17 protein-coding genes are annotated in these 21,989 nt (G+C 74.3%); 10 read left to right on the top strand and 7 right to left on the bottom strand.

The window, feature by feature from the left end:
- Positions 1 to 129 precede the first annotated feature (129 nt).
- The 4 genes from IE134_RS12490 to IE134_RS12475 all read left to right on the top strand — a co-directional run bounded on the left by IE134_RS12490 (position 130) and on the right by IE134_RS12475 (position 4,248).
- Positions 130 to 561 (top strand): BlaI/MecI/CopY family transcriptional regulator, encoded by a 432-nt coding sequence (locus IE134_RS12490; protein ID WP_030714231.1) that lies wholly within the window; start codon positions 130 to 132, stop codon positions 559 to 561.
- 2 nt (positions 562 to 563) lie between these two features.
- Entirely contained in the window at positions 564 to 1,499 is a 936-nt protein-coding gene (locus IE134_RS12485) for a M56 family metallopeptidase (RefSeq protein WP_189430487.1), read from the top strand.
- A 371-nt stretch (positions 1,500 to 1,870) separates the two neighbouring features.
- Positions 1,871 to 3,229 carry a hemolysin family protein gene (locus IE134_RS12480; RefSeq protein WP_189430485.1) on the top strand — a complete coding sequence of 453 codons (1,359 nt, stop codon included), beginning with the start codon at positions 1,871 to 1,873 and terminating at the stop codon, positions 3,227 to 3,229.
- Positions 3,226 to 4,248, top strand: coding sequence for a hemolysin family protein (locus IE134_RS12475; protein ID WP_030714224.1), 1,023 nt, complete (start codon positions 3,226 to 3,228; stop codon positions 4,246 to 4,248). The genes IE134_RS12480 and IE134_RS12475 overlap by 4 nt, the downstream gene beginning before the upstream one ends.
- Positions 4,249 to 4,257: 9 nt before the next feature.
- Here IE134_RS12475 and IE134_RS12470 read toward each other — a convergent pair whose 3' ends face one another.
- The 3 genes from IE134_RS12470 to IE134_RS12460 all read right to left on the bottom strand — a co-directional run bounded on the left by IE134_RS12470 (position 4,258) and on the right by IE134_RS12460 (position 7,163).
- Positions 4,258 to 4,482, bottom strand: a complete 225-nt coding sequence (locus IE134_RS12470; RefSeq protein WP_126932060.1) for a twin-arginine translocase TatA/TatE family subunit — start codon at positions 4,480 to 4,482, stop codon at positions 4,258 to 4,260.
- Positions 4,483 to 4,605: 123 nt separating this feature from the next.
- Positions 4,606 to 5,748, bottom strand: a complete 1,143-nt coding sequence (locus IE134_RS12465) for a winged helix DNA-binding domain-containing protein (RefSeq protein WP_189430483.1) — start codon at positions 5,746 to 5,748, stop codon at positions 4,606 to 4,608.
- Between the two features lie 35 nt (positions 5,749 to 5,783).
- Positions 5,784 to 7,163: a geranylgeranyl reductase family protein gene (locus tag IE134_RS12460; RefSeq protein WP_189430481.1), complete on the bottom strand. Its 1,380-nt coding sequence runs from the start codon at positions 7,161 to 7,163 to the stop codon at positions 5,784 to 5,786.
- Between the two features lie 142 nt (positions 7,164 to 7,305).
- On the opposite strand from IE134_RS12460, the gene IE134_RS12455 reads away from it, so the two are divergent.
- Entirely contained in the window at positions 7,306 to 12,408 is a 5,103-nt protein-coding gene (locus tag IE134_RS12455; protein WP_189430479.1) for a HEAT repeat domain-containing protein, read from the top strand.
- A gap of 25 nt (positions 12,409 to 12,433) precedes the next feature.
- Here IE134_RS12455 and IE134_RS12450 read toward each other — a convergent pair whose 3' ends face one another.
- Positions 12,434 to 12,997, bottom strand: a complete 564-nt coding sequence (locus tag IE134_RS12450) for a DNA polymerase ligase N-terminal domain-containing protein (protein WP_030714204.1) — start codon at positions 12,995 to 12,997, stop codon at positions 12,434 to 12,436.
- 273 nt (positions 12,998 to 13,270) lie between these two features.
- Between IE134_RS12450 and IE134_RS12445 the strand changes: the two genes are divergently transcribed.
- Positions 13,271 to 14,176, top strand: a complete 906-nt coding sequence (locus IE134_RS12445) for a glycoside hydrolase family 16 protein (RefSeq protein WP_097986531.1) — start codon at positions 13,271 to 13,273, stop codon at positions 14,174 to 14,176.
- A gap of 130 nt (positions 14,177 to 14,306) precedes the next feature.
- A complete protein-coding gene (locus IE134_RS12440; RefSeq protein ID WP_098019876.1) occupies positions 14,307 to 15,299 on the top strand; it encodes an aldo/keto reductase in 993 nt (330 codons plus the stop codon).
- A gap of 45 nt (positions 15,300 to 15,344) precedes the next feature.
- Here IE134_RS12440 and IE134_RS12435 read toward each other — a convergent pair whose 3' ends face one another.
- Positions 15,345 to 16,646, bottom strand: a complete 1,302-nt coding sequence (locus tag IE134_RS12435) for a serine/threonine-protein kinase (protein ID WP_189430478.1) — start codon at positions 16,644 to 16,646, stop codon at positions 15,345 to 15,347.
- 253 nt (positions 16,647 to 16,899) lie between these two features.
- Positions 16,900 to 17,409 carry an Lrp/AsnC family transcriptional regulator gene (locus IE134_RS12430; protein WP_189430476.1) on the bottom strand — a complete coding sequence of 170 codons (510 nt, stop codon included), beginning with the start codon at positions 17,407 to 17,409 and terminating at the stop codon, positions 16,900 to 16,902.
- Positions 17,410 to 17,734: 325 nt separating this feature from the next.
- Between IE134_RS12430 and IE134_RS12425 the strand changes: the two genes are divergently transcribed.
- From IE134_RS12425 to IE134_RS12415, 3 genes are all read left to right on the top strand, one after another.
- The gene (locus tag IE134_RS12425; RefSeq protein WP_030714190.1) at positions 17,735 to 19,234 is read left to right on the top strand and encodes an FUSC family protein; all 1,500 of its coding nucleotides are present in this window, start codon (positions 17,735 to 17,737) and stop codon (positions 19,232 to 19,234) included.
- Positions 19,235 to 19,382: 148 nt separating this feature from the next.
- A complete protein-coding gene (locus IE134_RS34090; RefSeq protein WP_078614411.1) occupies positions 19,383 to 19,694 on the top strand; it encodes a hypothetical protein in 312 nt (103 codons plus the stop codon).
- 153 nt (positions 19,695 to 19,847) lie between these two features.
- Positions 19,848 to 20,909, top strand: coding sequence for a lactonase family protein (locus IE134_RS12415; protein ID WP_030714184.1), 1,062 nt, complete (start codon positions 19,848 to 19,850; stop codon positions 20,907 to 20,909).
- A gap of 135 nt (positions 20,910 to 21,044) precedes the next feature.
- On the opposite strand, the gene IE134_RS12410 is transcribed toward IE134_RS12415, so the two are convergent.
- Complete coding sequence (locus IE134_RS12410; RefSeq protein WP_078614405.1) at positions 21,045 to 21,977, bottom strand: sirohydrochlorin chelatase; 933 nt, start codon at positions 21,975 to 21,977, stop codon at positions 21,045 to 21,047.
- Between the last annotated feature and the right edge of the window lie 12 nt (positions 21,978 to 21,989).

Here is a 21,989-nt window from a genome sequence, read left to right as displayed (position 1 = left end):
CCCGCGCCTGTCGGTGGCCGGTCGCTCCGCCGGCTGGATACGATTCCCCGATGCCCGGCGGGTCCAGTGCCACGGCCGGGCGGCCGAACGGAGAGAGCCGGGCGGCCGGACGGAGAAAGGGGCCGGGCCGTGGACGCCGAAAGAGCCGGTGGCGAACGGGAGACGCCCGCCCGCAGGCGCGGCCAGGGCGAGCTGGAGGCCCAGGTGCTGTCGGTGCTGGGCGAGGCGAGCGAACCGGTGACCGCGGCCTGGGTGCAGGAGCGGCTCGGTGCGGGCCTCTCGTACAGCACCGTCATCACCATCCTGACCCGGCTGCACGCCAAGCAGGCCGTCACACGCACCGGACGGGGACGCCCCGTCCTGTGGGAGCCCGTGGCGAACGAGGCGGGGCTCGCCGCCCTGCGGATGCGCCGGCTCCTCGACAAGCAGAGCGACCGCGACGCGGTGCTCTCCAGCTTCGTCTCCGTCCTCTCCTCCCACGACGAGGACCTGCTGCGGTCCCTGCTCGCCGAGAGCGGCCCCGACGGGACCGACACGCCCTCGGACCGGCCGGAGCGCTGACGATGGGGGTCTTCGTCTACCTGCCCCTGGTGCTGCCCCTGACCGCGCTGCCGATCGCCCGCCTGGCCGAACAGCATCTGCACCCCCGCAGGGCCGCCCGGCTGCTGACCACCGTCGCCGTCATCCTCGCCTCCTGCAGCCTCCTGTGCCTCGGGCTGCTGGTGGTCGTGGGCACCGCCCAGCTGCCCGGCAACCCGCTGCCCGACGGCTGGTCCGACGACGAGGTCCGCGAGGCCGTGCCGCACGACGCGTTCGCGGGCAAGGCGTCCATCCTGGCGCTCGTCGTCGTGACCGCCGCCTGCGGATTCACCGTCCACCGCCACTTCCGCTTCCGGGTCCGGGCCCACCGGGCGCTCCGGGGGCTGGGAGGGGCCGACGACGTCGCCGTGCTGCCCGACGCCGTCCCGTACGCCTACGCGCTTCCCGGCTCCCCGGGGCGGGTGATGGTCTCCACGGCCATGCTCGCCTCCCTCGAACCGGCCGAGCACCGGGCGCTGTTCGCCCACGAGCGGGCTCATCTGACGGGGCGTCACCACCGGCTGCTGCTCGCGACCCGACTGGCCGGCTGCGTCAACCCCCTCCTGTGGCCGCTGCTCGGGGCCCTGGTCTACAGCACGGAGCGCTGGGCGGACGAGGAGGCGGCCCGGGTCACCGGCGACCGCCGGCTGACCGCCCGTGCCGTCGGCAAGGCGGCGCTCGTCGCCCGCCCGGTGCCCGGCGGCGCGGCCTTCGCCGCCTTCGCCGCCGCGGGCCCGGTGCCGCGCCGGGTGGCGGCGCTCCTGGGACCGGTGCCGCCGGACCGGAGCTGGCCCCCGGCCCTCACCCCGGCCGGGGCCGCCGCGCTCGTCGCCGCCGCCGGGACGACCGTCTCCGCGCTGTCCGCGCTGAACGCGGCCGTCGCCCTGTTCCTCGTCCTGGAGGCGGCGACCCCGCTGTAGGGGCTGTCCCCGCGTGGCGCTCGACCCGGCGCGGCCGCGAGGAGTGTCCGTTCCGTCCCCGGATATGCCCATGGGCGTACGGTTCTCGTCACGGAAGCCACCCCTGAACCGCCCATCTACTCCGCTGTAGAGTTCATGGACCGCAGGCCCGACCGTGGGCAGAACCGGAAACGCACCGGTGCGGCGGAGCGGGCCGAACCCCTCCAGACAGTGGCTGGAAACCCCCAGCCGGACAGGAGCCACGCGTTGTCTGCCAGTACGGGCCCTTCGGGGCCCGACCTTCGCCCTCCGGGGCCTGACTTCCACCGCATCCGATCCGCCGACGCGGCCACGGGCCGGGCCGGCCGCCGCTCCTACGGGGCGAGGACCCGATGACCGCCGCGCTGCTCGGCCTCCTGGCCGTCTTCGTCCTGACCGCCGGGACCGGCTACTTCGTGGCCCAGGAGTTCGCGTACGTCTCCGCCGACCGGCTGACCCTCGCCCGGGAGGCCGCCGCCGGGGACAAGCGGGCCGCCCGCGCCGTGAAGGTGCTGGAGCGCCTCTCGTTCATGCTCTCCGGCGCCCAGCTCGGCATCACCGTCACCGGGCTCGTCGTCGGCTTCCTCGCCGAACCGTCCGTCTCCGCGCTGCTGCGCCCCGCCCTCAGCGGCACCGGCGTGCCCGACGGCGTGGTCTCCGGCATCTCCGTCGTGCTGTCCTTCGTGGTGGCGACCGTCATCCAGATGGTCCTGGGTGAACTCGCCCCCAAGAACCTGGCCCTCGCCATCCCGGAGCGGATGGCGAAGTCCCTGGCCGCCTCCACCCTGATCTACCTCCGGGCCGTCGGCCCGGTGATCCACATCTTCGACAGCGCGGCCAACCGGCTGCTGCGCCGGATCGGCATCGAACCCGTCGAGGAACTGCACCACGGCGCCACCCTGGAGGAGCTGGGCCACCTCATCGGCGAATCCCACGAGCAGGGCGAGCTGCCCGCCGCGACCGCCGAACTGATGGACCACGCACTGGAGTTCTCCGAGCGGACCCTGGCCGAGGTGATGATCCCGCGCGCCGACGTCGCCTTCGTCCGCCGGGACGCCCCCGCCACCGAGGCGGTCGAGCTGATCGCCCGGCACGGGCACTCCAACTACCCCGTGCTCGGTGACCACCCCGACGACCCCGCAGGGGTCCTGGGCGTACGGGAACTGATGCGCCTGCCCGCCGCCGACGTCGGGAGCACCACAGTCGGCTCCCTGGCCCGCCGTCCCCTCCTGCTGCCGGAGCTGCTCAGGCTCCCGGCCGCGGTCGCGCAGATGCGGGAGCGTGACGACGAGTTCGCCGTGGTCCTGGACGAGCACGGCGGTCTCGCCGGGATCGTCACGTACGAGGACATCGCCGAGGAACTCGTCGGGGACATCGCCGACGAGTCCGACACCGTCGTCGAACTCGCGGTCCCCGACGGCTCCGGCTGGATCGTGGACGCGGGCCGCCGCCTCGACGAGATCGAGGAGGCCACCGGGATCGAACTGCCCCAGGAGAGCGACGACTACGACACCCTGGCCGGACTGATCATCGACCGGCTCGGCCGCTTCCCGACGGTGGGGGACCGGCTGACCGTCTCCGGCGTCCGGATCGCCGTCCGCTCGCTGGACCGGCACGTCGCCGAGTACGTCCGCATCGAGCACGAAGACCCCGCCGCCGACGCCGCCCGGACTGCCGACGGCGATCGCACCGGACAGGAGCCGCAGGCATGAGCTTCCCCCTGGCCCTCTTCGTGACCGTCCTGCTGCTCATCGGCAGCGGGTTCTTCGTCGCCGCCGAATTCGCCCTGGTCGCCGCCAAGCGTCACCGCATGGAGCAGGCCGTGGCCCGCGGACAGCGCGGTGCCAAGGCGGCGCTCGCCGGGATGCGCGAACTGTCGCTGATGCTCGCGGGCGCCCAGCTCGGCATCACCATCTGCACGCTGGGCCTCGGCTCCGTCTCCAAGCCCGCCATCTCCCACGAGCTGGACCCGCTGCTGGAGAAGCTCGGGCTGCCCGCCGCCCTCAGCTACGGCATCGCCTTCGCGCTGGCGATGATCGTCGTCGTCTTCCTGCACATGGTGGTCGGCGAGATGGCCCCGAAATCCTGGGCCATCGCCCACCCGGAGCGCTCGGCGATGCTCCTGAGCCCGGCCTTCCGGGCGGTGGTCAACGCCGTACGGCCGCTGATCCGGCTGATGAACTGGATCAGCAACGGGCTGGTGCGGCTCTGCCGGGTCACCCCGCGCGACGAGCTGACCTCGGTGCACAACCGGGACCAGCTCACCCACCTCATCGAGGAGTCCGAGCGGCTCGGGCTGATCAGCAAGGGCGACTCCGGCCTGATGACCCGGTCCCTGACCGAACCGCAGGCCCCGGTCTCCACTCTCCGGATCCCGGCCGAACGGATCGCGACCGTCCCGGCCGACGCGGGACTCGACGAGGTCCTCGCCACTGCCGCCGAGGCCGACCGCACCCGCCTGCTGGTACGGGACGGGGACGACATCCTCGGATCGGTGCACGCCCGGGACGCCCTCGTCGCCCGTGCCGGAGGCCGGGCGGTCCTCGCCAGGGATCTGGCCCGCCCGGTCCCGGAGCTGGCCCCGGAGGAGACCGCCGCCCACGCCGTGGAGCAACTGCGCGAGCGGCGGGCCACCATCGCCGTCGTACGGGACGGAGAGGGCCGGCTCACCGGACTGGTCAGCCTGGACGACCTGCTCGCCAGGCTCCTGCACCCGCCGGCGACCTCCTAGGCCCACGACTCAGGGAGCGTCCCGCTCCGTCGCCTCCCCGCGGATCACCTGCGGGGAGGCCGGCGGCCGGTCCGCGCCCGGGGCCCGGCCGTCCTCGTCCTTGAGCGCCCGCTTCTGGGCCTTGAGGATGCGCGCGGCCTTTCCGGCCGACCGCATGAGCTCGGGCAGCCTCTTGACGGCCAGCACCGCCACGATCACCAGGAGGAGGAGAGTGAGTTCACCGATCCCGAACATGGGCGCTGCTTTCTCTGGGGTGGAACCGACGCGGAGCGGGCCGGACCCCTGACGGGGCGGCCGACCGTAATCTACAGGCCTGTAGAGGACTCGTCGGCGACATCGCGGAGCGCACGCACGATCTCAGCCACCGGGCAACAGCCGCACGGTGGCGTCCGGGAGACGGTTCCACCAGTGCCCGTAGCGCCGGTAGACCTCCGGCTCCCGGCCGGCCAGGAACCCCACCAGCGACCGGGCCTCGACGGCGAGCCCCTCCCAGACCTCCTCGGGCAGCGGATGGAACGCGGCCGCCTCGATGCCCCCGTCGACCGGCCGCCACACCCCCGCCACGTACCCGTCGACCAGGAGCGTCGGCAGCACGTCCCCGTTCGCACGGATCACGACCTTGCGGTACGCGGGCGGGAGAATCCGGCCGCGATCCGCGTACGCCAGCAGAACGCTGTCCCACATCGCCATCAGCCGGGGCGGCGCAGGTGTCGTCGCGTCCGGCCGCGGAGCACCCGGCAGATCGAACAGCTCCCCGCCCTCCGGCCCCTCCTGCCGGTCCAGTTCCCCGGCGAGCTCCGCCAGCGCCGCCCGCGCCCTGGACCGTGTGACCATCGCGAACTGCGCCACGTCCGCGACCGACGCGGGCCCGAAGCCCGAGAGGTAGCGCACGACGAGGGTCCGCAGCGAAGCGGCCGACGCCTCCGCGTCGGTGCGTGGAGGGCCGGTCCGCGGCGCGATGTACGAGGGCCGGTGGCCGAACGACCACGGCGGCGCGGTGGGCGCGTGGAGCAACGGCGTGAACTGCCGCAGCCCCCACCAGGCGCCCGGCTCCGGCGGCGCGCCCAGCCGCTCACCCAGCCACGCCTCGCACTCGGCGGTGGTCCGGGGACGCCCCGCGAACTCCAGCAGCCCGGGGACGAGTTTCTCGGCGTCCTCGGCCGTCAGCCCGGATGCCGTGAAGCGGGATCCCAGCCGGGACGCGCGGATCACCGGATGCATGGCCTCCCGGAACACCGCGTGATCCTCGGCGTGCACGACGTGGAGCGTGAGCCGCATCAGCGTCGCCTTGACGACCGCGTGATCCGTGAACGCGGCGTCGAGACCGGCCGGATCGAAGTCCGCGAGCCGGTTCCAGAGGGCGAGATAGGGCGAGGCGGGCTGCTGCGCCTGGAGTGCCACCACACGCCGCACCCCCTCGGCGGCGTCCAGCGGCTCGCGCCGCAGCAGCAACTGCCGGGCGAGCGTGGAGCGGTTGAGTTCGCGAGCGGTGATGGTCATGCCGTCGTCCTTCGATCAGTTCCCGCGCTGGGCCGTCAGCGTTTCCGGCCCAGCGCCCCGCCGCGCCCCGCACCCCGCCGACGGCTCGGACCCGGAGCCGGGACGAGGCGGAACGCCGTGTTGAGGACATGGTCGGCCACGTCGCGCGACGGCTTGTCCGTGAGGTCGGTGAGCAGCCGGGCCAGCAGGTCGAGGAGGAACGGTGAGCCCATGACGTACCGGTTGAGCACCGGCTGGAAGCCCGAGCGGCTGAAGACCAGGTCGGCGGCGGTGTTGCCCAGCCGGTAGTAGCGGCCCCAGCGGCGGTTCATCTCCACCGGGTAGCCGCGCAGCACCTGTTCGCGGCGGGGCCCTTGGGCGTGCGCCAGGGCGAGGGCCGCGGTCTCGGCGGCCACCTCGCCCGCCTCCATCGCCTGGGCGATGCCCTCGCCGTTCCAGGGGCTGACCATCCCGCCGGAGTCGCCGACCAGCAACAGCCCCCGGGCGTACAGCGGATGGCGGTTGAAACCGAGGGGCAGGGCGGCGCTGCGCACCGGGCCCTCCGCGTTCTCCTCGCGCAGCCCCCACTCCTGCGGGGTGCGGGCCAGCCACTGGTCCAGGGTGGCGCGCAGGTCCGCCTTGCCGTGCCGCCGGTGGGGGAGCGCCCCGAGGCCGACGTTGACCCGGCCGTCGCCCATCGGGAAGATCCAGCCGTAGCCGGGGAGGTACGGGCCCCCGTCGGGGAAGCGGAGGTCGGCCCACAGCTCCAGGTACTCCTCCCGGGAGCGTTCGGGGCTGCGGTAGTAGCGCCGGGCGGCAGTCGCGATCTGCCGTCGCGGGTCCCGCTCCAGGCCCAGCGCCAGGGCGAGGCGGGCGGACGCCCCATCGGCGGCGATGACGACCGGCGCGCGGAAGTCGACCGGCTCCGGTGCGTCCGGCGAGTCCGAGGACGCGGTGACCCCGGTGACCCGGCCCGCCCGGTCCGTCAGCGGCCGATCCGCCTTCCAGCCGCTGTACAGCCGGGCCCCCGCCGCCACGGCGTGCCGGGCCAGGATGTCGTCGAAGTCGTGCCGGCTGCGGGAGAGGCCGAAGTCCGGGTAGCGGCCCAGCGCCGGCCACTCGATGTGCACCCGGTGCTTCCCGGCCACCCAGCGCATCCCGCGCGAACGCGTCCAGCCCGGTGCGGTGATGTCGACGCCCATCCGGATGAGCTGGTGCACCGCCCGCGGGGTGAGACCGTCGCCGCAGACCTTCTCCCGGGGGAAGCGGGCCTTCTCCAGCAGGATCACGTCCACCCCGGCCCGCGCCAGGTGGTACGCGGCCGAGGAGCCGGCCGGGCCCGCCCCCACCACGATCACCTGGGCGTCCGTATCCGTACGGGACGCCTGCCGTGCGTCCGTGTCCGTCGTCGCCGGGTCCGTCGGCTGTTCCCGCATGACCACCCTTTCCTCCCACGGCTGTTGCTCTGCCCCGGGGCGGCGGCCCCGCCCGACATCATCGATCAGGACGGGCCGGGGCGATACCCGGCGTCCGGATAACCGGGGGCGGCGGAGCGAACCGGCCGTCTACGCTCCGTCGGTGACCACCCCGCCGGACGACCCGATCAGCGACGCCCTCGACCGCGCCGACGCCGGTCTCCTGGCCCGGCGCCTCGACGCCCGCACCTGCCCACCGGGACTCCTCGGCCGACTGGTACGGCACCCCGCCCCCCGCCTCAGGCACCTGGGCCTGACGCTCCTCGCCGAGCGCACGGACACGCCGAACGCCCCGGACACCCCGGACGCCGAGGGCGGTCAGCTCGCCCTGGTGGCAGGCCTGTTGCCCGATACGGTGGGGTCGTCGCCCGAGGAGTCCCTCCTGCTCGCCCGACTCCACGCCCGGCTCGGTTCGCGAGAGCCGCGCCCCCGGCTGCCCGACTGGCGGGCGGCCGCGCTGCCCGCCCGGGTACGGATCGCCTGGCTGCGAGCCGAACTCCTCGGTGACCCGGCGGTCCTGCGCACGGAACCGGCGGGCGAGCCCCTCTACCGGGCCGTCCGCGAGAGCGCCGCCGCCGATGCGCGCCGCCCCGACCGTCTCGTGGCCGAACTCGTCGGCACCGGGGACCCGGTCTTCCAGGCCGAGGCGCTGCGGCTGGCCCGCGAAGGACTGCACGCCGGACTGCTGGCACCGGCGTTCGTACGCGACCGGCTGGTCCGCCTGCTCGACGCGCCGGACCACGACGTCGTGACCGGTGCGCTGCGCGAACTCGCCGAGCCCTGGGCGGCGGTGACCCCGCTGTCCCCGTCGTCGCTGACCCGGTCGGCGGGTGCGCGGGGTGGTGGGGGTGCGGCGCTCGCGGCCGCAGTTCTCGTCGCCGCGGCCCGGCACGGGCACCACGCGGTGCTGTGGAACACGGCCGAGGACCCGGCCGGGCCCTCTGCCCTGCGCCGGCAGGCCGTGGAACTCCTGGGCGAGCGGGCGGAGCGCACCGACGTCGGACGCCTGGTGGTCCTGGCCGCGACGGACCCCCTCCTGCTCGCCGGGCCGGTGCTGACCTGTCTGCGCGGACTGCACCGGCGCGGCCACTTCCCGGCGGACCGGGACGCCGGGCCCGTCCTCGATCTGGCCCTGGCCGACCACACGGTCCCGGCCGAGGACGTCGCCACGGTCCTCTACACGTGCCGTCGCCCGCTGTTCGACGCCCTCATCGACGCCCCGCCCGCTGCCCCGGACTGGCCGCGCCGGCTGGAGCTGCTGGTCGCCCTGGAGCGGCAGGGGGTCACCGACGTCCCCATCGGCGAGACCGTCGCCCGGCTGCTCCCGGCCGCCCGGGACCCGCGCCCGTTCCTCGCCGCGATCCGCGCCCTGCGCCCCCCGAACGCCGAGGACGCGGTGCTCGCCCTGCTGCCCTCGGCCCCGTCGGCCGCACTCGACGCCCTGGAGGCCATCGGCGGAGACCGTACGCGATCGGCACTGGCCCGGGCGTTCGGCATCGACGCCCCGCCGGAGGCCCCGGGCTCGGCACCGGAGGCCCCGGGCTCGGCACCGGACGCCCCGGGCTCGGCGCCGGACGCCCCGGGCTCGGCGCCGGACGGCCCGCCCGAAGCGCCGGACCGCCGATCGCAGGCACCGGGCGGCCCATCCCCGGCGTCGGGCGGCCGACCCCAGGCACCCGGCGCCCCGGCCCCGGAACCGGACCGCTCACCCCGCCCCCCGGTCGCACCCGAGCTGCGACCCGTACGCGACCGTGCGCTGGTGCTCCTGTGGCACCTCACCCTCGTACCCGAGCAGCGTCGGGACCTGCTCGACCGGCTCGACCCCCGGCACCTCCCGCACACCGTCGAGGCCGACCTCGGCGCCCCCGACGAGCGGGAACTGGCCGTTCTGCGGGCCCGCGTGGACGCGGACGCCCCCGTGGCGGCGCTCCGCCGGATTGCCGAGCACGCCGGTACGGGTGCCCTGCCCCTGGTGTCCGAGCTGCTCCAGCGCATCGTGCGCGATCTCGCCGCGCCCCGCGATCCGGACGCGGGGCCGCCCCGGCCGGGGCCGGACACCCCGTATCCCGACCTCGTACCGGCTGGCCGGCCCCGCCCCGACGGCGAACCGGAGCTGCCCGCCGAGGCGTTGGAGGCCGTGCGTGCTCTCGGGAGCCGGCTGTGGCGGAGGCGGCGGATCAGGCCCGTCTGTCTGCTCGACGCCCCGGACGACACCGGCGCGGGACACGCGTTCCTCACCGCGACGGTGCTCGGCCTGCTGGAGCGCCCCGGGCTGACGGGCGGCGAACAGGCGGTGCTGCTCAAGGCGTTGCTCAGGGTTCCCGCGACCGCGTCCACCCGGGCGCGGGTGCACCGCCTGCTGCGCGGCCGCGATCCGCACGTGCGTAAGCACGTCATCGCCCTGCTGGCCCACGACGCCTCGGGCGCGGACGCGCGGGCCCTGTCCGCGACGCTCGTCCCGCTGACCTCGGACCCGGACATCCGGACTGTACGGGCGGCCTTGCTGGCCCTGGGCACGGCACGGGCCGACTGGGCGGGCGAGTCGGTCGCCGCCTGCCTCCACCACCCGAACATGAACATCAGGAAGACGGCGGCGGCCACCCTGCTCCACGCGGGAGCGCCCGCCTCCGTCCCGCATCTCCTTCGCGCGCTCGGCCGCGACGACAACCCGGGGCTGCGGACCGCCCTGACCCGGGCACTGGGGGCGGTCGTGGGCGATGCCCGCACCGCGACCCTCTTCGCCGCCGCCGAAGCGGCCGGGGACGAGCGCACGCGCCGCCTCCTGCTGAGCGCCCTCGACGGCGAGGTCACCGCCCGCGCCGTGCTCGCCCTCGACGCGGGGGCCTCGCCGGTCGTCCCCGCCCTGCTGGCGCTCGTCGCGGACGGCGGTGTACGCCTTGCCGACGGGTCGGGCTCCGTGGCGGACCTGGCGGAACCGCTGGCCCGGCACGGTGTGCCGATGCCGCCGGACGCCCCGGGCAGGGCCGCGACCGGTGCCGACCCGGATGTGGCGACTCTGCTGCGGACCGGCTGGGACCCGGAGATCGCCCTGCGCATCGCCCGTCGGCCCGCACCCCCGGAGACGGCGGACGCCCACGAAATACCAGCGGCACGGGCCCTGTTGGATCACTGGCTCGACCTGGCCGCCCGGACCGACGAGGCCGGACTCCGCAGCCGCCTGGTGCGGTGCGCCCTGCGTCTGTGCCCGGGGCCGTGGTCCGCCGGCGAGGTGGCCGTGCTCGCCCGGCACACCGGTACGGTCACCGACGCGTTCGGCACCGCCACGGGGGGAGAGGCGGCCGGGTTCGTCGGAGAGGCGGGAGAGCTGATCGACGTCCTGCACGCCGTCGCACCCCACCTGTCCGCCGGCCGGCGCCTGCCGGTCGTCGAGGCACTCCGCGCCCTGCCGCCCGCAGGTCCTGGCGGTTCATCCGGGCCCGAGGCGGCCGCATCCCCGTTTTCTCTGCTCCGGCAGCTCGGTGCGGTGCTCGTCCGCGCCGATCTCGACCGGGCGCTGGCCGCTGCCCACCTGGGCGCGGACCCCTGGCGAACCGCGCCCGCCGTGCTCCGTGAGGCGTTCGGCGTACCGGGTGAGGGCGTGACCACCGAGGAACCGGCCGCGTGGCAGGCCGAGTTGGCAGCAGCGGTACGGACCCCGGAAGCGCTGGCCGAGCTCCGGGGGCGTAACGCAACCGCCGGGGTCGGAGCCCCGATCCATCCCGGCGCGGAAGGGGGCGGCCGTGTGGTGGAGAGGAGCCCCCGCGCGGCGAACGCGACCGGCCCCACGGCCGAAGAGCCCGCCCACCCGCCCGCCGTGCCTCGCTCCCGGAGCCTGCTCCGCGCGCTCGTCGAGGCGTACCCGGGGGCCGCGGCCGAGGCGCGGGCGCACCTCGTCGACTGGATGACCGAGCTTCAGCCGCTCGACGCGCCCGAGTGGACCATCGCCGAGACCCGGTCGGCGAACGCGGCTGCCGGGGCCCCGGCACGTCCGGCGCGGGCCGACGATCTCGACCAGCCCCGGTCGGCCGCCCAGCGGTCCCGGCTGCTGGCCATGCTGGCCATGCTGGACGCCGGGAGCCCGGAGCGCCGGACCGCCGCCGCGTCGGCCCTGCGCCGCTGGCCCGAACCGGACGTGTCGCGCGCCGTCCTGCGGGCGTATCTGCGCGGCCGGACCGACGTACTCCCCGACACCTCCTCCACGGATCCGGTGCACGACGGAGAGCTGACCGCCCCCGGGGTGCTGCCCGATCGGGCGCTGCGCTGGGTGGAGCGGCTGCCCGAGGACGATCTGCCCCCGCTCGTCCCGCTGCTCGTCGAGTGGTGGGAACACGGTCCGCCCGCCGTGCACGCGGGGGCCCGGACCGCGCTGCGCCGTGTTCCCGCCGATGCCCTCGCCCACCTCCTGGCGCCCCGTATCGAGGCGGGCGAACTCGGGCTGCTCGACCTGCTGACCGGCCTGCGCCTGCTGCGGACCCCCCTGCTGACCCGGGCCGAGCGCCTACTGCGTACTGAAGGCCGCGCGGACCTGGCCGACGGGCTCGTCCTCCTCGACGGCCCCCTGCGCGCCCCCGGGACCGCGCCCGAGGACGCTGCCGCGCTCGCCTCCCTGCGCACCCCGTCGTGGGCCCCGGTGGCCCCGGCGGACCCACCGCCGCTGCCGGAGCTGCTCGACCTCGCCCGCACCGGCCCGCCCGGGCGGACCCGGGAGGTCCTGACCCGCCTTGTCGAGGAGTACGCGCCCGCGCCCGGCGCCCGTCCGGAAACGGAACTGTGCGCACTGGTCGAGGAGTTGCTGCGCCACCCGCGTGCCGGGGTGCGGCTGCACGCGCACCGGGCCTCGCGCGCCCTGTTCGACCGGGACACCCACGCCCGGCTCACCGCGCTCCTGCTGGCCGACCCGCTGCCGGACGTGGTGCGCATGGCGGTCCGGACGCTGGGCCGCGCCGCCTGGGCACCCGCGCTGCCGGACCTGGTCCGGCTCCTCGACCATGCGAAGCCGATGGTCCGAAGTGCCGCCCGGGACGCGGTCGTCGGCTTCGGCGGGGCGGCGGTGCCGGCCCTGCGCCGGGCCGAGGCCCACGCCCGCCCCGACCGGCGGTCGCTCTACACGGAGGTGCTCGCGCAGATCACGGACGAGCAGATCACGGACAAGCAGGCCACGGGCGGGCAGGTCACGGACGGGCGGATCACGGACGGAAAGGCTTGAAGGGCAAGGCTTCCCGGTCCGCGTATCAGCCCTCGCCGCCCCGGGCCGCCGCCGCGGCGACCTGGTGCAGCGTCCGTCCCGTACGGGCGGACCGGGCGTGGTACGGGTCCGGTGAACCGGGCCTGCCGCGTACGGCGAGACGGTCGTTGGCCTTGATCAGGAGCCAGGCCTCATGGCCGCCGCTGTCCGGCTCGTCGCCCTGCTTGATGCGGGTGAGCGCGAACTCGCCGTGCAGCTTCGACCCGTACAGCCAGAACGTCGCGTGACCCAGCTCCAGGGATTCGGCGAAGGGGACGGAGTCGCCCTGCCCGTCGTGTCCGAGCGGCCGGTAGGTGCCCTGGTCCCAGACGATGACCGTGCCGCTGCCGGACTCGCCCCGGGGAATGACCCCCTCGAACTCGCGGTACTCCAGAGCGTGATCCTCCGTCGGCACGGCGAGCCGACGGTCGCTGGGGTTCTCCGACGGCCCGCGGGGCACCGCCCAGGACTTCAGTACGCCGTCGACCTCCAGCCGGAAGTCGAAGTGCAGCCGTCGTGCGTCATGGATCTGCACGACGAAGTGGGGCCGCGGTGTGCCGTCGTTCTCCACGTCGTGCTCCCTTCGCCGCCCGGTCCGTATCTCCACTCTGCCGCCGCCCGGGAGGAACCGCACGACGGGGCCGCTGCCTTCAGGCGCATATGCCGATGAAGCATGCCGTTCCTTCTCCGGTCCGGACCAAGTTATTGACGGCTCCTGTGGCACTCCCTTAAATCAAGAATTGAAATATGCGCCCGAGGTGATCGCCCCAACCGTTCACCTCTCGGCGTTGACCTGTCATGCGCATGCCCACCATGCGTGTGTCCCCCCACGCGAAGTGATGTGATGACCGTGCATCCCACGCACTCCACGGCGCGCAGCGTCTCCCGGCGCCGCCGCGTCGCCCTCTACGCGGCCTCGCTGCTCTGCTGTTCCGCCATCCTCACCGCACTCCCCGGCGGAGCGTCCGCCGCACCCGCCGCCGACTCCCCGGCTCCCGGACCGGGAACCATGGCCGTCGCTTTCGAGGACCAGTTCGACGGTCCGGCCGGTGCCGGCGTGGACGGCGGCAAGTGGCAGACGGAGACCGGCGACAACGTCAACAACCACGAGCGGCAGTACTACACCCCGGGCAACGACAACGCCGCGCTCGACGGCCAGGGCAACCTCGTGATCACCGCCCGGAAGGAGAACCCGGGCAACTACCAGTGCTGGTACGGGGCATGCGAGTACACCTCGTCCCGGCTCAACACCTCCGGCAAGTTCGCCGCCGCGTACGGCCATGTCGAGGCCCGGATCAAGATCCCGCGCGGCCAGGGCATCTGGCCCGCGTTCTGGATGCTCGGCGACGACTTCGGCAACGTCGGCTGGCCCAACAGCGGCGAGATCGACATCATGGAGAACGTCGGCTTCGAGCCCGGCACGGTCCACGGCACCCTGCACGGCCCCGGCTACTCCGGCTCGGGCGGCATCGGCGCCGCGTACACCCTCCCGAACGGGCAGGCGTTCGCCGACGACTTCCACACCTTCTCCGTCGACTGGGCGCCCGACTCCATCACCTGGTCCGTCGACGGCAACGTCTTCCAGCGGCGCACGCCCGCCGACCTGGGCGGCAACCAGTGGGTGTTCAACAAGCCCTTCTTCCTCATCCTGAACCTCGCGGTCGGCGGCTACTGGCCCGGCGACCCCGACGGCTCCACCCAGTTCCCGCAGCAGATGGTCATCGACTACGTCCGGGTGACGACCTCGTGACGACCGGCGGCTGAGACCGGGAGCTCCGAAGCGTGGACGGCGGCAGAGGTGCTCCTGCCGCCGTCCACCCCGTTCCCCTCCCGCCGCGCTCTGCCCCGCCCGCCCCGTTCGACACGAGAAGCGGAATAGCATGATCCCCATGGAACAGCGCACACTCGGCAGGACCGGCCGTGACGTCTCGGTCGTCGGACAGGGCACCTGGCAGCTCGGCGGAGACTGGGGAGAGGTTGCGGAGGACGACGCGTTCGACGTCCTCGACGCGGCCGTCGCATCCGGCGTCACCTTCTTCGACACCGCGGACGTGTACGGGGACGGCCGCAGCGAACAGCTCATCGGCCGCTACCTCAAGAACCGCCCCGACGCGGACGTCTTCGTCGCCACCAAGATGGGCCGCCGCGCCGACCAGGTGCCGGAGAACTACGTCCTGGACAACTTCCGTGCCTGGAACGACCGTTCCCGGGCCAACCTCGGCACCGACACGCTCGACCTCGTACAGCTGCACTGCCCGCCCAGCAGCGTCTACTCCTCCGACGCCGTCTACGACGCCCTGGACACCCTGGTCGCCGAGCAGCGGATCGCCGCCTACGCGGTGAGCGTCGAGACCTGCGCCGAGGCGCTGACCGCCATCGCCCGCCCCGGAGTGGCGAGTGTGCAGATCATCCTCAACCCGTTCCGCCTCAAGCCGCTCGACGAGGTCCTCCCGGCGGCCGCCGCCGCGGGCGTCGGCATCATCGCCCGGGTCCCGCTCGCCTCCGGACTGCTCTCCGGCAAGTACACCAAGGACACCGTCTTCGGCCCCGAGGACCACCGGACGTACAACCGGCACGGCGAGGCGTTCGACCAGGGTGAGACGTTCTCCGGCATCGACTACGCCACCGGCGTCGCCGCGGCCGCCGAGTTCGCCGAGCTGGCCCCGGAGGGCGCCACCCCCGCGCAGACCGCGCTGCGCTGGATCATCCAGCAGCCGGGCGTCACCAGTGTGATCCCCGGGGCGCGCTCGGTGGAACAGACCCGTGCCAACGCGGCGGCCGCCGCACTGCCGCCGCTGCCGCAGAACACGCTGGACGCCGTGCGCGAGCTGTACGACCGGTCGATCCGCGCAGAGGTCCACGACCGCTGGTGACGGCGAGGGGCGGGGAGTGATGGGCGACGGAGCGGCGAGCGGGACTCAGTCGTCCTGCTCGTCCTCCCCGTCCCTGCCCCTGCCCCTGTCCCCGCCCTGCCGCTGATCGCCCTGCTGCCGGTCGCCGTGCTGTTCACCGTCCGGCTGCTGATCGCCCTGCTGCTGAGCGCCGCCGTCGCCGTCCTGCGAGGGTGCCGAGGGGGCCGACGGGGCCGAGGACGGGCTCTGGTCCGGCGTACCGGCGGAGCTGGAGTCGGGGGAGAACAGGATCATCCCCAGATACACGGCGGCCAGGAACGTCGCCGTGCCCGCGATGGCGCTGGCCACCCTGGGGCGCCGCCGGATCGCCTCGCGGGTACTGCGACGGCGGGCCGGCGCCGAACGGGCCGGCGCCTGCCGTCTGCGCCCCGTGGGCCCCGGGAGCCGGTACGTCGTCGGGCCGACCGGTGCGGGCGGGGCCGCGGGGGAGGCCTTCGGGGCTACGGGGGCGGTGGCCCGGTGGGATAGGGGCGCCTGCATCGGGAGAGGCTCCGGCCGGCCGCGCCACGCGTCGGTGCGGAACCAGTCGGAGACCTGCTGCGCGGTGGGCCGTTCCTCCGGCTGTTTGGCCAGCAGCCCGAGCAGATACGAGTCGAAGGCGGCGGATATCTCCACACCGCGCTGCCGCAGCGGGACCGGCGGGGTGTCGACATGCTGGTACAGCGTCGCGGTCGCCGTGTCGGAGCGGAACGGGGGCTGCCCGAGCAGCAGTTGGTAGACGACGCAGCCCAGCGAGTACATGTCGGACGCGGAGTCGGCGGTACGTCCCAGCGCGCGCTCGGGGGCCAGGTAGAGGCTCGTGCCGACGATATGACCGGCCGTCGTCAGCGCGGTCGAGGGGTCGTCGACGAACTGGGCGATCCCGAAGTCGCCGATCTTCACCGAACCGTCCGCGTCCAGCATCAGGTTGCCCGGCTTGATGTCGCGGTGGACGATGCCCTGGCGGTGCGCGGCGGCGAGACCGGCGGCCGCCTGACCGGCGATCCGGGCGACCATTTCGGGATGGACGCGCTCCTGGGCGGCCAGCAGGTCTCCGAGGCTCTGCCCCTCCACCAGCTCCATCACCAGGAAGAACCGGTCCTCCCAGGCGCCGAAGTCGAACACCGCCACCAGGTGCGGGTGGCTCAACCGGGCGGCTGTCTGGGCCTCCAGCCGGAAGCGGGCGGTCGACGAGGCGTCCGCCTGGTCCCCCAGCAGGAGCTTCACGGCCACGGCCCGTCCCAGGACCTCGTCCGTGGCGCGCCACACCTCGCCCATGCCGCCACGACCGATGGGGGATACCAATCGGTACCGACCAGCTACCAGCACCTGTACACCTATCTCGAATGGCGGCCCGCTCCGGCTGTCGGCACCCCGGAGCACCCGGTCTCCGGCGGAGTCCTGGGCGGTGTGGTGAACGACATGATCAGGATATCGGTCCGGCGGAGCCCGATTGCCCCGACGGCCCCTTCACCAGGCTCGGCTGACGGCCCGCCACACCTCCCGGCCCGCCGCGATGCGGCCGCCGCCCGGGCCGGGGCGCACTCCGGCCGCCGAGCCGTCCACCGGAACACCTCTCCGGTCAGCCCTGAACGGTCCCGGATCCCGGCCGGTCCCGGTCGCCCGCCGCGCGTACCACGGACTCCACCAACGGCAGCACCCGGTGCGCCACCCGCTCGCGCAGCGCCACATCGGTCCGGGTCCTGACGACCCCCGGCAGCTGGATCAGCCGCTGGATCACGTCCTCCAGGTGCCCGTTGTCCCGGGCGACGACGCGGGTCAGCAGATCGCCGCCGCCCGTTGTCGAGAACGCCTCGATGATCTCGGGCACGGCCGCCAGCGCGTCGCCCACCTCGACCAGATGCCCCTGGGTGACCTCCAGGTGGACGAAGGCGAGCACGGGGTGGCCGAGCGCGGCGGGGGAGAGGGTCGGCCCGGTGCCGGTGATCACGCCGTCGCGCTCCAGCCGGTCGAGCCGGGCCTGCAGGGTGCCGCGGGCCACGCCGAGGATGCGCGCGTACTCCCGGACGCTGGTGCGCGGCTGCTCGATCAGCAGGCGCAGGATCCGGGTGTCGAGAGCGTCCACCGTCATGATCCGCCGATCTCCTTCCCAGCCGTCCTGTCCGGCCCCGACTGTACCCAGGGTGCGGGGTCCGGCCCGGCGGTCACCCAGTCCCTCGACCCTGTAGCCGCCGGGAGGCTCTCCGGGGATGAGTGCGCGTACTCATCCCCGGATGGTCCGTTGGCATGCTCGTGGCCGACTCGCCACCCTCTTTACTGGTCCATTGGTACAGCATATTCCTCCCGGTTTGATCCAAGCGCCCGCTGGATGCTGCAATGGAGACGTCGATGGCGCTGCGGACTTCCGCGGCGCCTTTTTCATGCGAGTTCTGCGGCGACGCGGAAGGGGCGGAAGTGTGCTGAAGAGGGTGTTCGTGGCGCCGGACCCGGGGCGGGTCCGGCTGCGCTTCGCCTCCCGTGCCGTGGTCGGCATCGGCCTCGCGGTCGCGCTGTGCGGGCTCGTCGGGCATTCGCTCGTGGCGGCCATCACCGGCGGCCTGGCGGCGCTGCTCGCCCTCTTCACCGTGACCGACCCGACGGTGCGCGGGCAGGCGGTCACCACCGCCCTGCTCCCGGTCGCCGGTCTGCCCGTCCTCGCCGTCGCGGCGGTCCTGCACGACCAGCCCCTCGCCCGGGACCTGGTCTTCCTCGCCGTGATGGGCGCGGGCGTGTACACCCGGCGGTGGGGGCCGCGCGGGCACGCGCTGGGCGTCTTCGCGTTCATGATGTTCTTCGCCGCCCAGTTCCTGCACACCGTGCCCGGCCAGCTGCCCGAGCTGTACGCCGCCGTGGCGCTGTCCCTGTGCGCCTCGTCCACCGTGCGCTTCGGCCTGTGGTGCTACGAGCGACGGCTGCCCCTCCCCGCCCTGCCCGCTCCGCCGGAGGTCCGGGGCCGGCTGCGCGTCACCACCCGGCAGGCCGTCCAGGCCACCCTGGGCGGGGCCTTCGCGCTCGGCATCGGGCAGGTCCTGTCCGACGAGCGGTGGTACTGGGCGGTCGGCGCCACCTGGTGGGTCTTCGTCAACACCACCTCGCGCGGCGAAACGCTCGTCCGTGGATTCCGCCGGGTCCTGGGGACCGTGATCGGCATCGTCTCCGGCTTCGCCGTGGCCATCCCGCTCGACGGCGCGGCCGTTCCGACCGCCCTCGTCGTCGCGATCGGCGTCTTCGGCATCTTCTACACGGCGGCGGTCTCGTACAGCTGGATGATGTTCTTCGTGACGGTGATGGCCGGCATGCTCTACGGCGCGCTGGGCGTCCTGGACGCCGCCCTGCTCTGGCTGCGCGTCGCGGAGACCGCCGTCGGCGCGCTCGGCGCGGTGCTCGCCGTGCTGCTCGTCCTCCCCGTCACCACCCACGCCATCACCGACGCCTGGATCCAGAAGGCGCTGCGGTGCGTCCACGCCTGCACGGCCGAGGCGGCCGACCGGCTCGCCGGGTCGACGCTCGCCGACCCCGCCCCCCGTGTCGCCGAGCTGGAGGTGCTGCTCGGCCGGGTCCGGCTCTCCCTCGCTCCGCTGGTGCACCCCCTGAGCCCGCTGCCGGCCCGCAAGGCGCGCGCCCGCCAGGTGATCGCGCTGCTGGACGACTGCGTACGGGAGGTACGGGGGCTGGCCTCCATCGCCGCCGACCCGGACGCCTCGCACGACGCGCGGCTGTCGGCCGCGTGCTCCCGGGTGGAGGCGGCCGTCGAGGCCCTGACCGCGCCCGAGGGCCCCCGGGGCTTCCACCTGGCCGAGCTGCCCGGAGTCGCCGTGGACCCGGCCCTGGCCCACCTGCACGGTCTGGAACGAGCGCTCGCCGGACTCGTCAGCCCGCTGAGCCACGCTCCCCGAGCGGCGGCGACGAACGCCTGACGTTCGGAGGGGTGCACTGCCCCTGCCTGTTCGAAATGGTTCTTTTGCCCGCTTCTGTCCGTCATGGCAGCCTTGCCCGTAAGGGGAGAGACAAGGCGAGAGTTCGTAGCCGCCGTCCTTGACCGGACGGTCGCCCGAGCATGTGGAGATGGACAGCGTGGCAACATCCCTGCAGCACCAGCCGCATCCCGGACACGACCACGCGCACGGCGAAGGCTGTGGGCACGTGGCGGTCCCCCACGATGATCACGTCGATTACGTGCACGACGGTCATCTGCACCGTGAGCACGAAGGCCACACGGACGAGTGTGAGGCCGCCGGGCATCACGAGCATGCCGGCCACGACCACGTCCACGATGAGAGCTGCGGGCATGTGGCGGTCCCCCACGGCGACCACGTGGACTACGTGCACGACGGCCACCGTCATGCGGCCCACGAGGGCCACTGGGACGACCACTGACCCCCTCCCGGGTCGGCTGAAGGGCGCCGGTCGCCCACACCCCGAGAGGCCGTCCGCGCCGCATGACGAAGCCCTGGATTGGTCTGGACCGCAGCGGCCTGCCTGCTACCGTCGCCCGTGAAGATCGCGGCGACGGTGAAGAGGGGTAGCGCGATGATCGGCAACAGCGCCGGGCGGGCATTCTTGGGGTCGTTCACCTCGGCGGGCGGGGTCGGCATCACCGCCGCCTCCGTGGACCGGGAGACCGGGGCGCTGACCCTGCTCGGGTCCACGGACGCCGTGGCCGATCCCTCCTTCCTCGCGGTCGGCCCCCGGGAGGGCGGCACGGTCCTGTACGCGGTCGGCGAGAGCGCCCCGGGCGTCGCCGCCGCCTTCGCCGTCGACGAGGACGTCCCGGCACTCCTGGGCCCCGCACAGGCTGTCGACGGGGACGCGCCCACCCACCTCGCGCTCGCCGCGAACCACCTGGTCACCGCCAACTACACCTCCGGCAGCGTCACCGCCCTGCCGGTCCTCGCCGACGGATCGCTCGGGGCGGCGGCCTCGGTGCTCCGGCACGAGGGCAGCGGCCCCGACACCGGCCGCCAGGAGGCCCCGCACGCCCACCAGGTCCTCGCCGATCCCTCGGGGAACTGGCTGGTCAGCGTGGACCTCGGCACCGACTCCGTACGCGTCTGTGCCCTGGACCCCGCCACCGGCGCCCTGCGCCTGCACGGCGAGACGGTCCTGCGCCCGGGCACAGGACCGCGCCATCTGGCGTTCCACCCCTCGGGCGCCCTCGCCTACGTCCTGGGCGAGCTGGAGCCGGTCCTCTCCTTGTGCCGCTGGGACGCGGCGACGGGCCGCCTCGACGTACTCGGGGAGACCCCGGTGCTGCCCGAGCACGAGACGGCCGACGACGCGGTGCGCACCTACCCGTCCGAGGTGGTCGTCGCCCGCGACGGGCGCTTCCTGTGGACCGCCAACCGGGGGCACGACAGCATCTCCGTGCTCACCCTCGACGAGAGCGGCGAGAAGGCGGCCCTGGTGGCCACCGTCGGCTGTGGCGGCCGCTGGCCGCGCGACCTCACGCTCGACCCGAGCGGACAGTGGCTGTACGCGGCCAATGAGCACTCCGGGAACGTCAGCTGGTTCGCCGTGGACGCCGAGACGGGCATCCCGCGCCACGCGGGCTCCGTCGAGGTCCCCGCGGCCTCCTGCGTCGTCTTCGCCTGACCCCCGGCGCCGTCCTCGCCCGGCCACGAAAGCCCGGGAACAGCGCAGCGGGCCCGGACCGGAGGAGAATCCCCGGTCCGGGCCCGCCGCGCTGTCCGGCTTCCCGAGCCGCCGCCCGACGGCGACGGCCTCCGGTCAGTGAGCCTGAGCTCCCTGGGTGCCCTGCGGCGTCGCGGGTGTGATGCCCAGCGTCGTGGCGTACAAGGACAGCACGAGCTTGCCGATCGCCGGGTAGGCGCCCAGCGGCTCGGCCGTCGCGCAGCCCGCCTCCTTCGCGGCGGCGTCCAGCAGGCCGGGGTCGACCTCCGGGCCCACCAGGTACGGCGCCAGCGCCAGCTGCGCGGAGCCGGAGCCCTGGAGCTGCGCCGCGATCGAGGCGACCGAGCCCTCCACGTCCAGCGCGGCGGCCATCACCGGCACGGCGAGCCGGGCGGCCAGCAGCATGCCGGTGATCCCGGCGGCCTGCACGGCCTCCTCGCCGCCCACGGTCGCCAGCACGATGCCGTCGGCGGCCGTGGCGACGGTGAACAGCCGGGCGCGGTCGGCGCGCGCGAGACCGGCCTCCGACAGCCGTACGTGCAGGGCCTCGGCGAGCAGCGGGTGCGGGCCGAGCACGTCGGTCAGCTCGGCCTGCGTACCGCTGTCCATCACGGCCTGCCGTATCCGCCGGATCAGCGCGCTGTCCGGACCCGCGAGCAGCGGGACCACGACGGCGGACGGACCGGTGGGCTCGGCGACCTCACGGCCTGCCGCGACGGCCTGCTCGAAGCGCGCGACGCGCTCGGCGGCGTTGTGGGCGAGAACGGTGGCAAGGGTCGGGTACTCGGCATCGTCGCCGTCGAGGTAGCCGATCCGGGCGTTGAGGCCGGGCAGCTCGGAACGGGCGATGCTGATCACCTCCTCGGCCAGGCTGCGCGTGGCCGGGGAAGGGGTACCGGGAACGGCGAGAACGAGCGCGGCAGCGCCCTCAGGTGCGACCACGGGCTCCGGGCGGCGGTGCCGTCCGGACTGGCGAGGTCGCGGCATTCGTACAGGCAGGCCGGAAGCGGGCCCAGTGGGGGTGCTCATGGCGCCGCATGC

Source organism: Streptomyces rubiginosohelvolus, assembly GCF_014649875.1.
In the GTDB taxonomy this organism is placed as follows: domain Bacteria; phylum Actinomycetota; class Actinomycetes; order Streptomycetales; family Streptomycetaceae; genus Streptomyces; species Streptomyces rubiginosohelvolus.
The sequence above is the reverse complement of the archived record's forward strand: the minus strand, read 5'-3'. Positions and strand labels throughout refer to the sequence as shown.

Excerpts from the sequence above, each read along its gene's own strand:
- IE134_RS12485 (WP_189430487.1), top strand. The coding sequence starts at position 564 with ATGGGGGTCTTCGTCTACCTGCCCCTGGTGCTGCCCCTGACCGCGCTG.
- IE134_RS12480 (WP_189430485.1), top strand. The coding sequence starts at position 1,871 with ATGACCGCCGCGCTGCTCGGCCTCCTGGCCGTCTTCGTCCTGACCGCC.
- IE134_RS12475 (WP_030714224.1), top strand. The coding sequence starts at position 3,226 with ATGAGCTTCCCCCTGGCCCTCTTCGTGACCGTCCTGCTGCTCATCGGC.
- IE134_RS12470 (WP_126932060.1), bottom strand. The coding sequence starts at position 4,482 with ATGTTCGGGATCGGTGAACTCACTCTCCTCCTCCTGGTGATCGTGGCG.
- IE134_RS12465 (WP_189430483.1), bottom strand. The coding sequence starts at position 5,748 with ATGACCATCACCGCTCGCGAACTCAACCGCTCCACGCTCGCCCGGCAG.
- IE134_RS12460 (WP_189430481.1), bottom strand. The coding sequence starts at position 7,163 with ATGCGGGAACAGCCGACGGACCCGGCGACGACGGACACGGACGCACGG.
- IE134_RS12445 (WP_097986531.1), top strand. The coding sequence starts at position 13,271 with ATGACCGTGCATCCCACGCACTCCACGGCGCGCAGCGTCTCCCGGCGC.
- IE134_RS12440 (WP_098019876.1), top strand. The coding sequence starts at position 14,307 with ATGATCCCCATGGAACAGCGCACACTCGGCAGGACCGGCCGTGACGTC.
- IE134_RS12430 (WP_189430476.1), bottom strand. The coding sequence starts at position 17,409 with ATGACGGTGGACGCTCTCGACACCCGGATCCTGCGCCTGCTGATCGAG.
- IE134_RS34090 (WP_078614411.1), top strand. The coding sequence starts at position 19,383 with ATGGACAGCGTGGCAACATCCCTGCAGCACCAGCCGCATCCCGGACAC.
- IE134_RS12415 (WP_030714184.1), top strand. The coding sequence starts at position 19,848 with ATGATCGGCAACAGCGCCGGGCGGGCATTCTTGGGGTCGTTCACCTCG.
- IE134_RS12410 (WP_078614405.1), bottom strand. The coding sequence starts at position 21,977 with ATGAGCACCCCCACTGGGCCCGCTTCCGGCCTGCCTGTACGAATGCCG.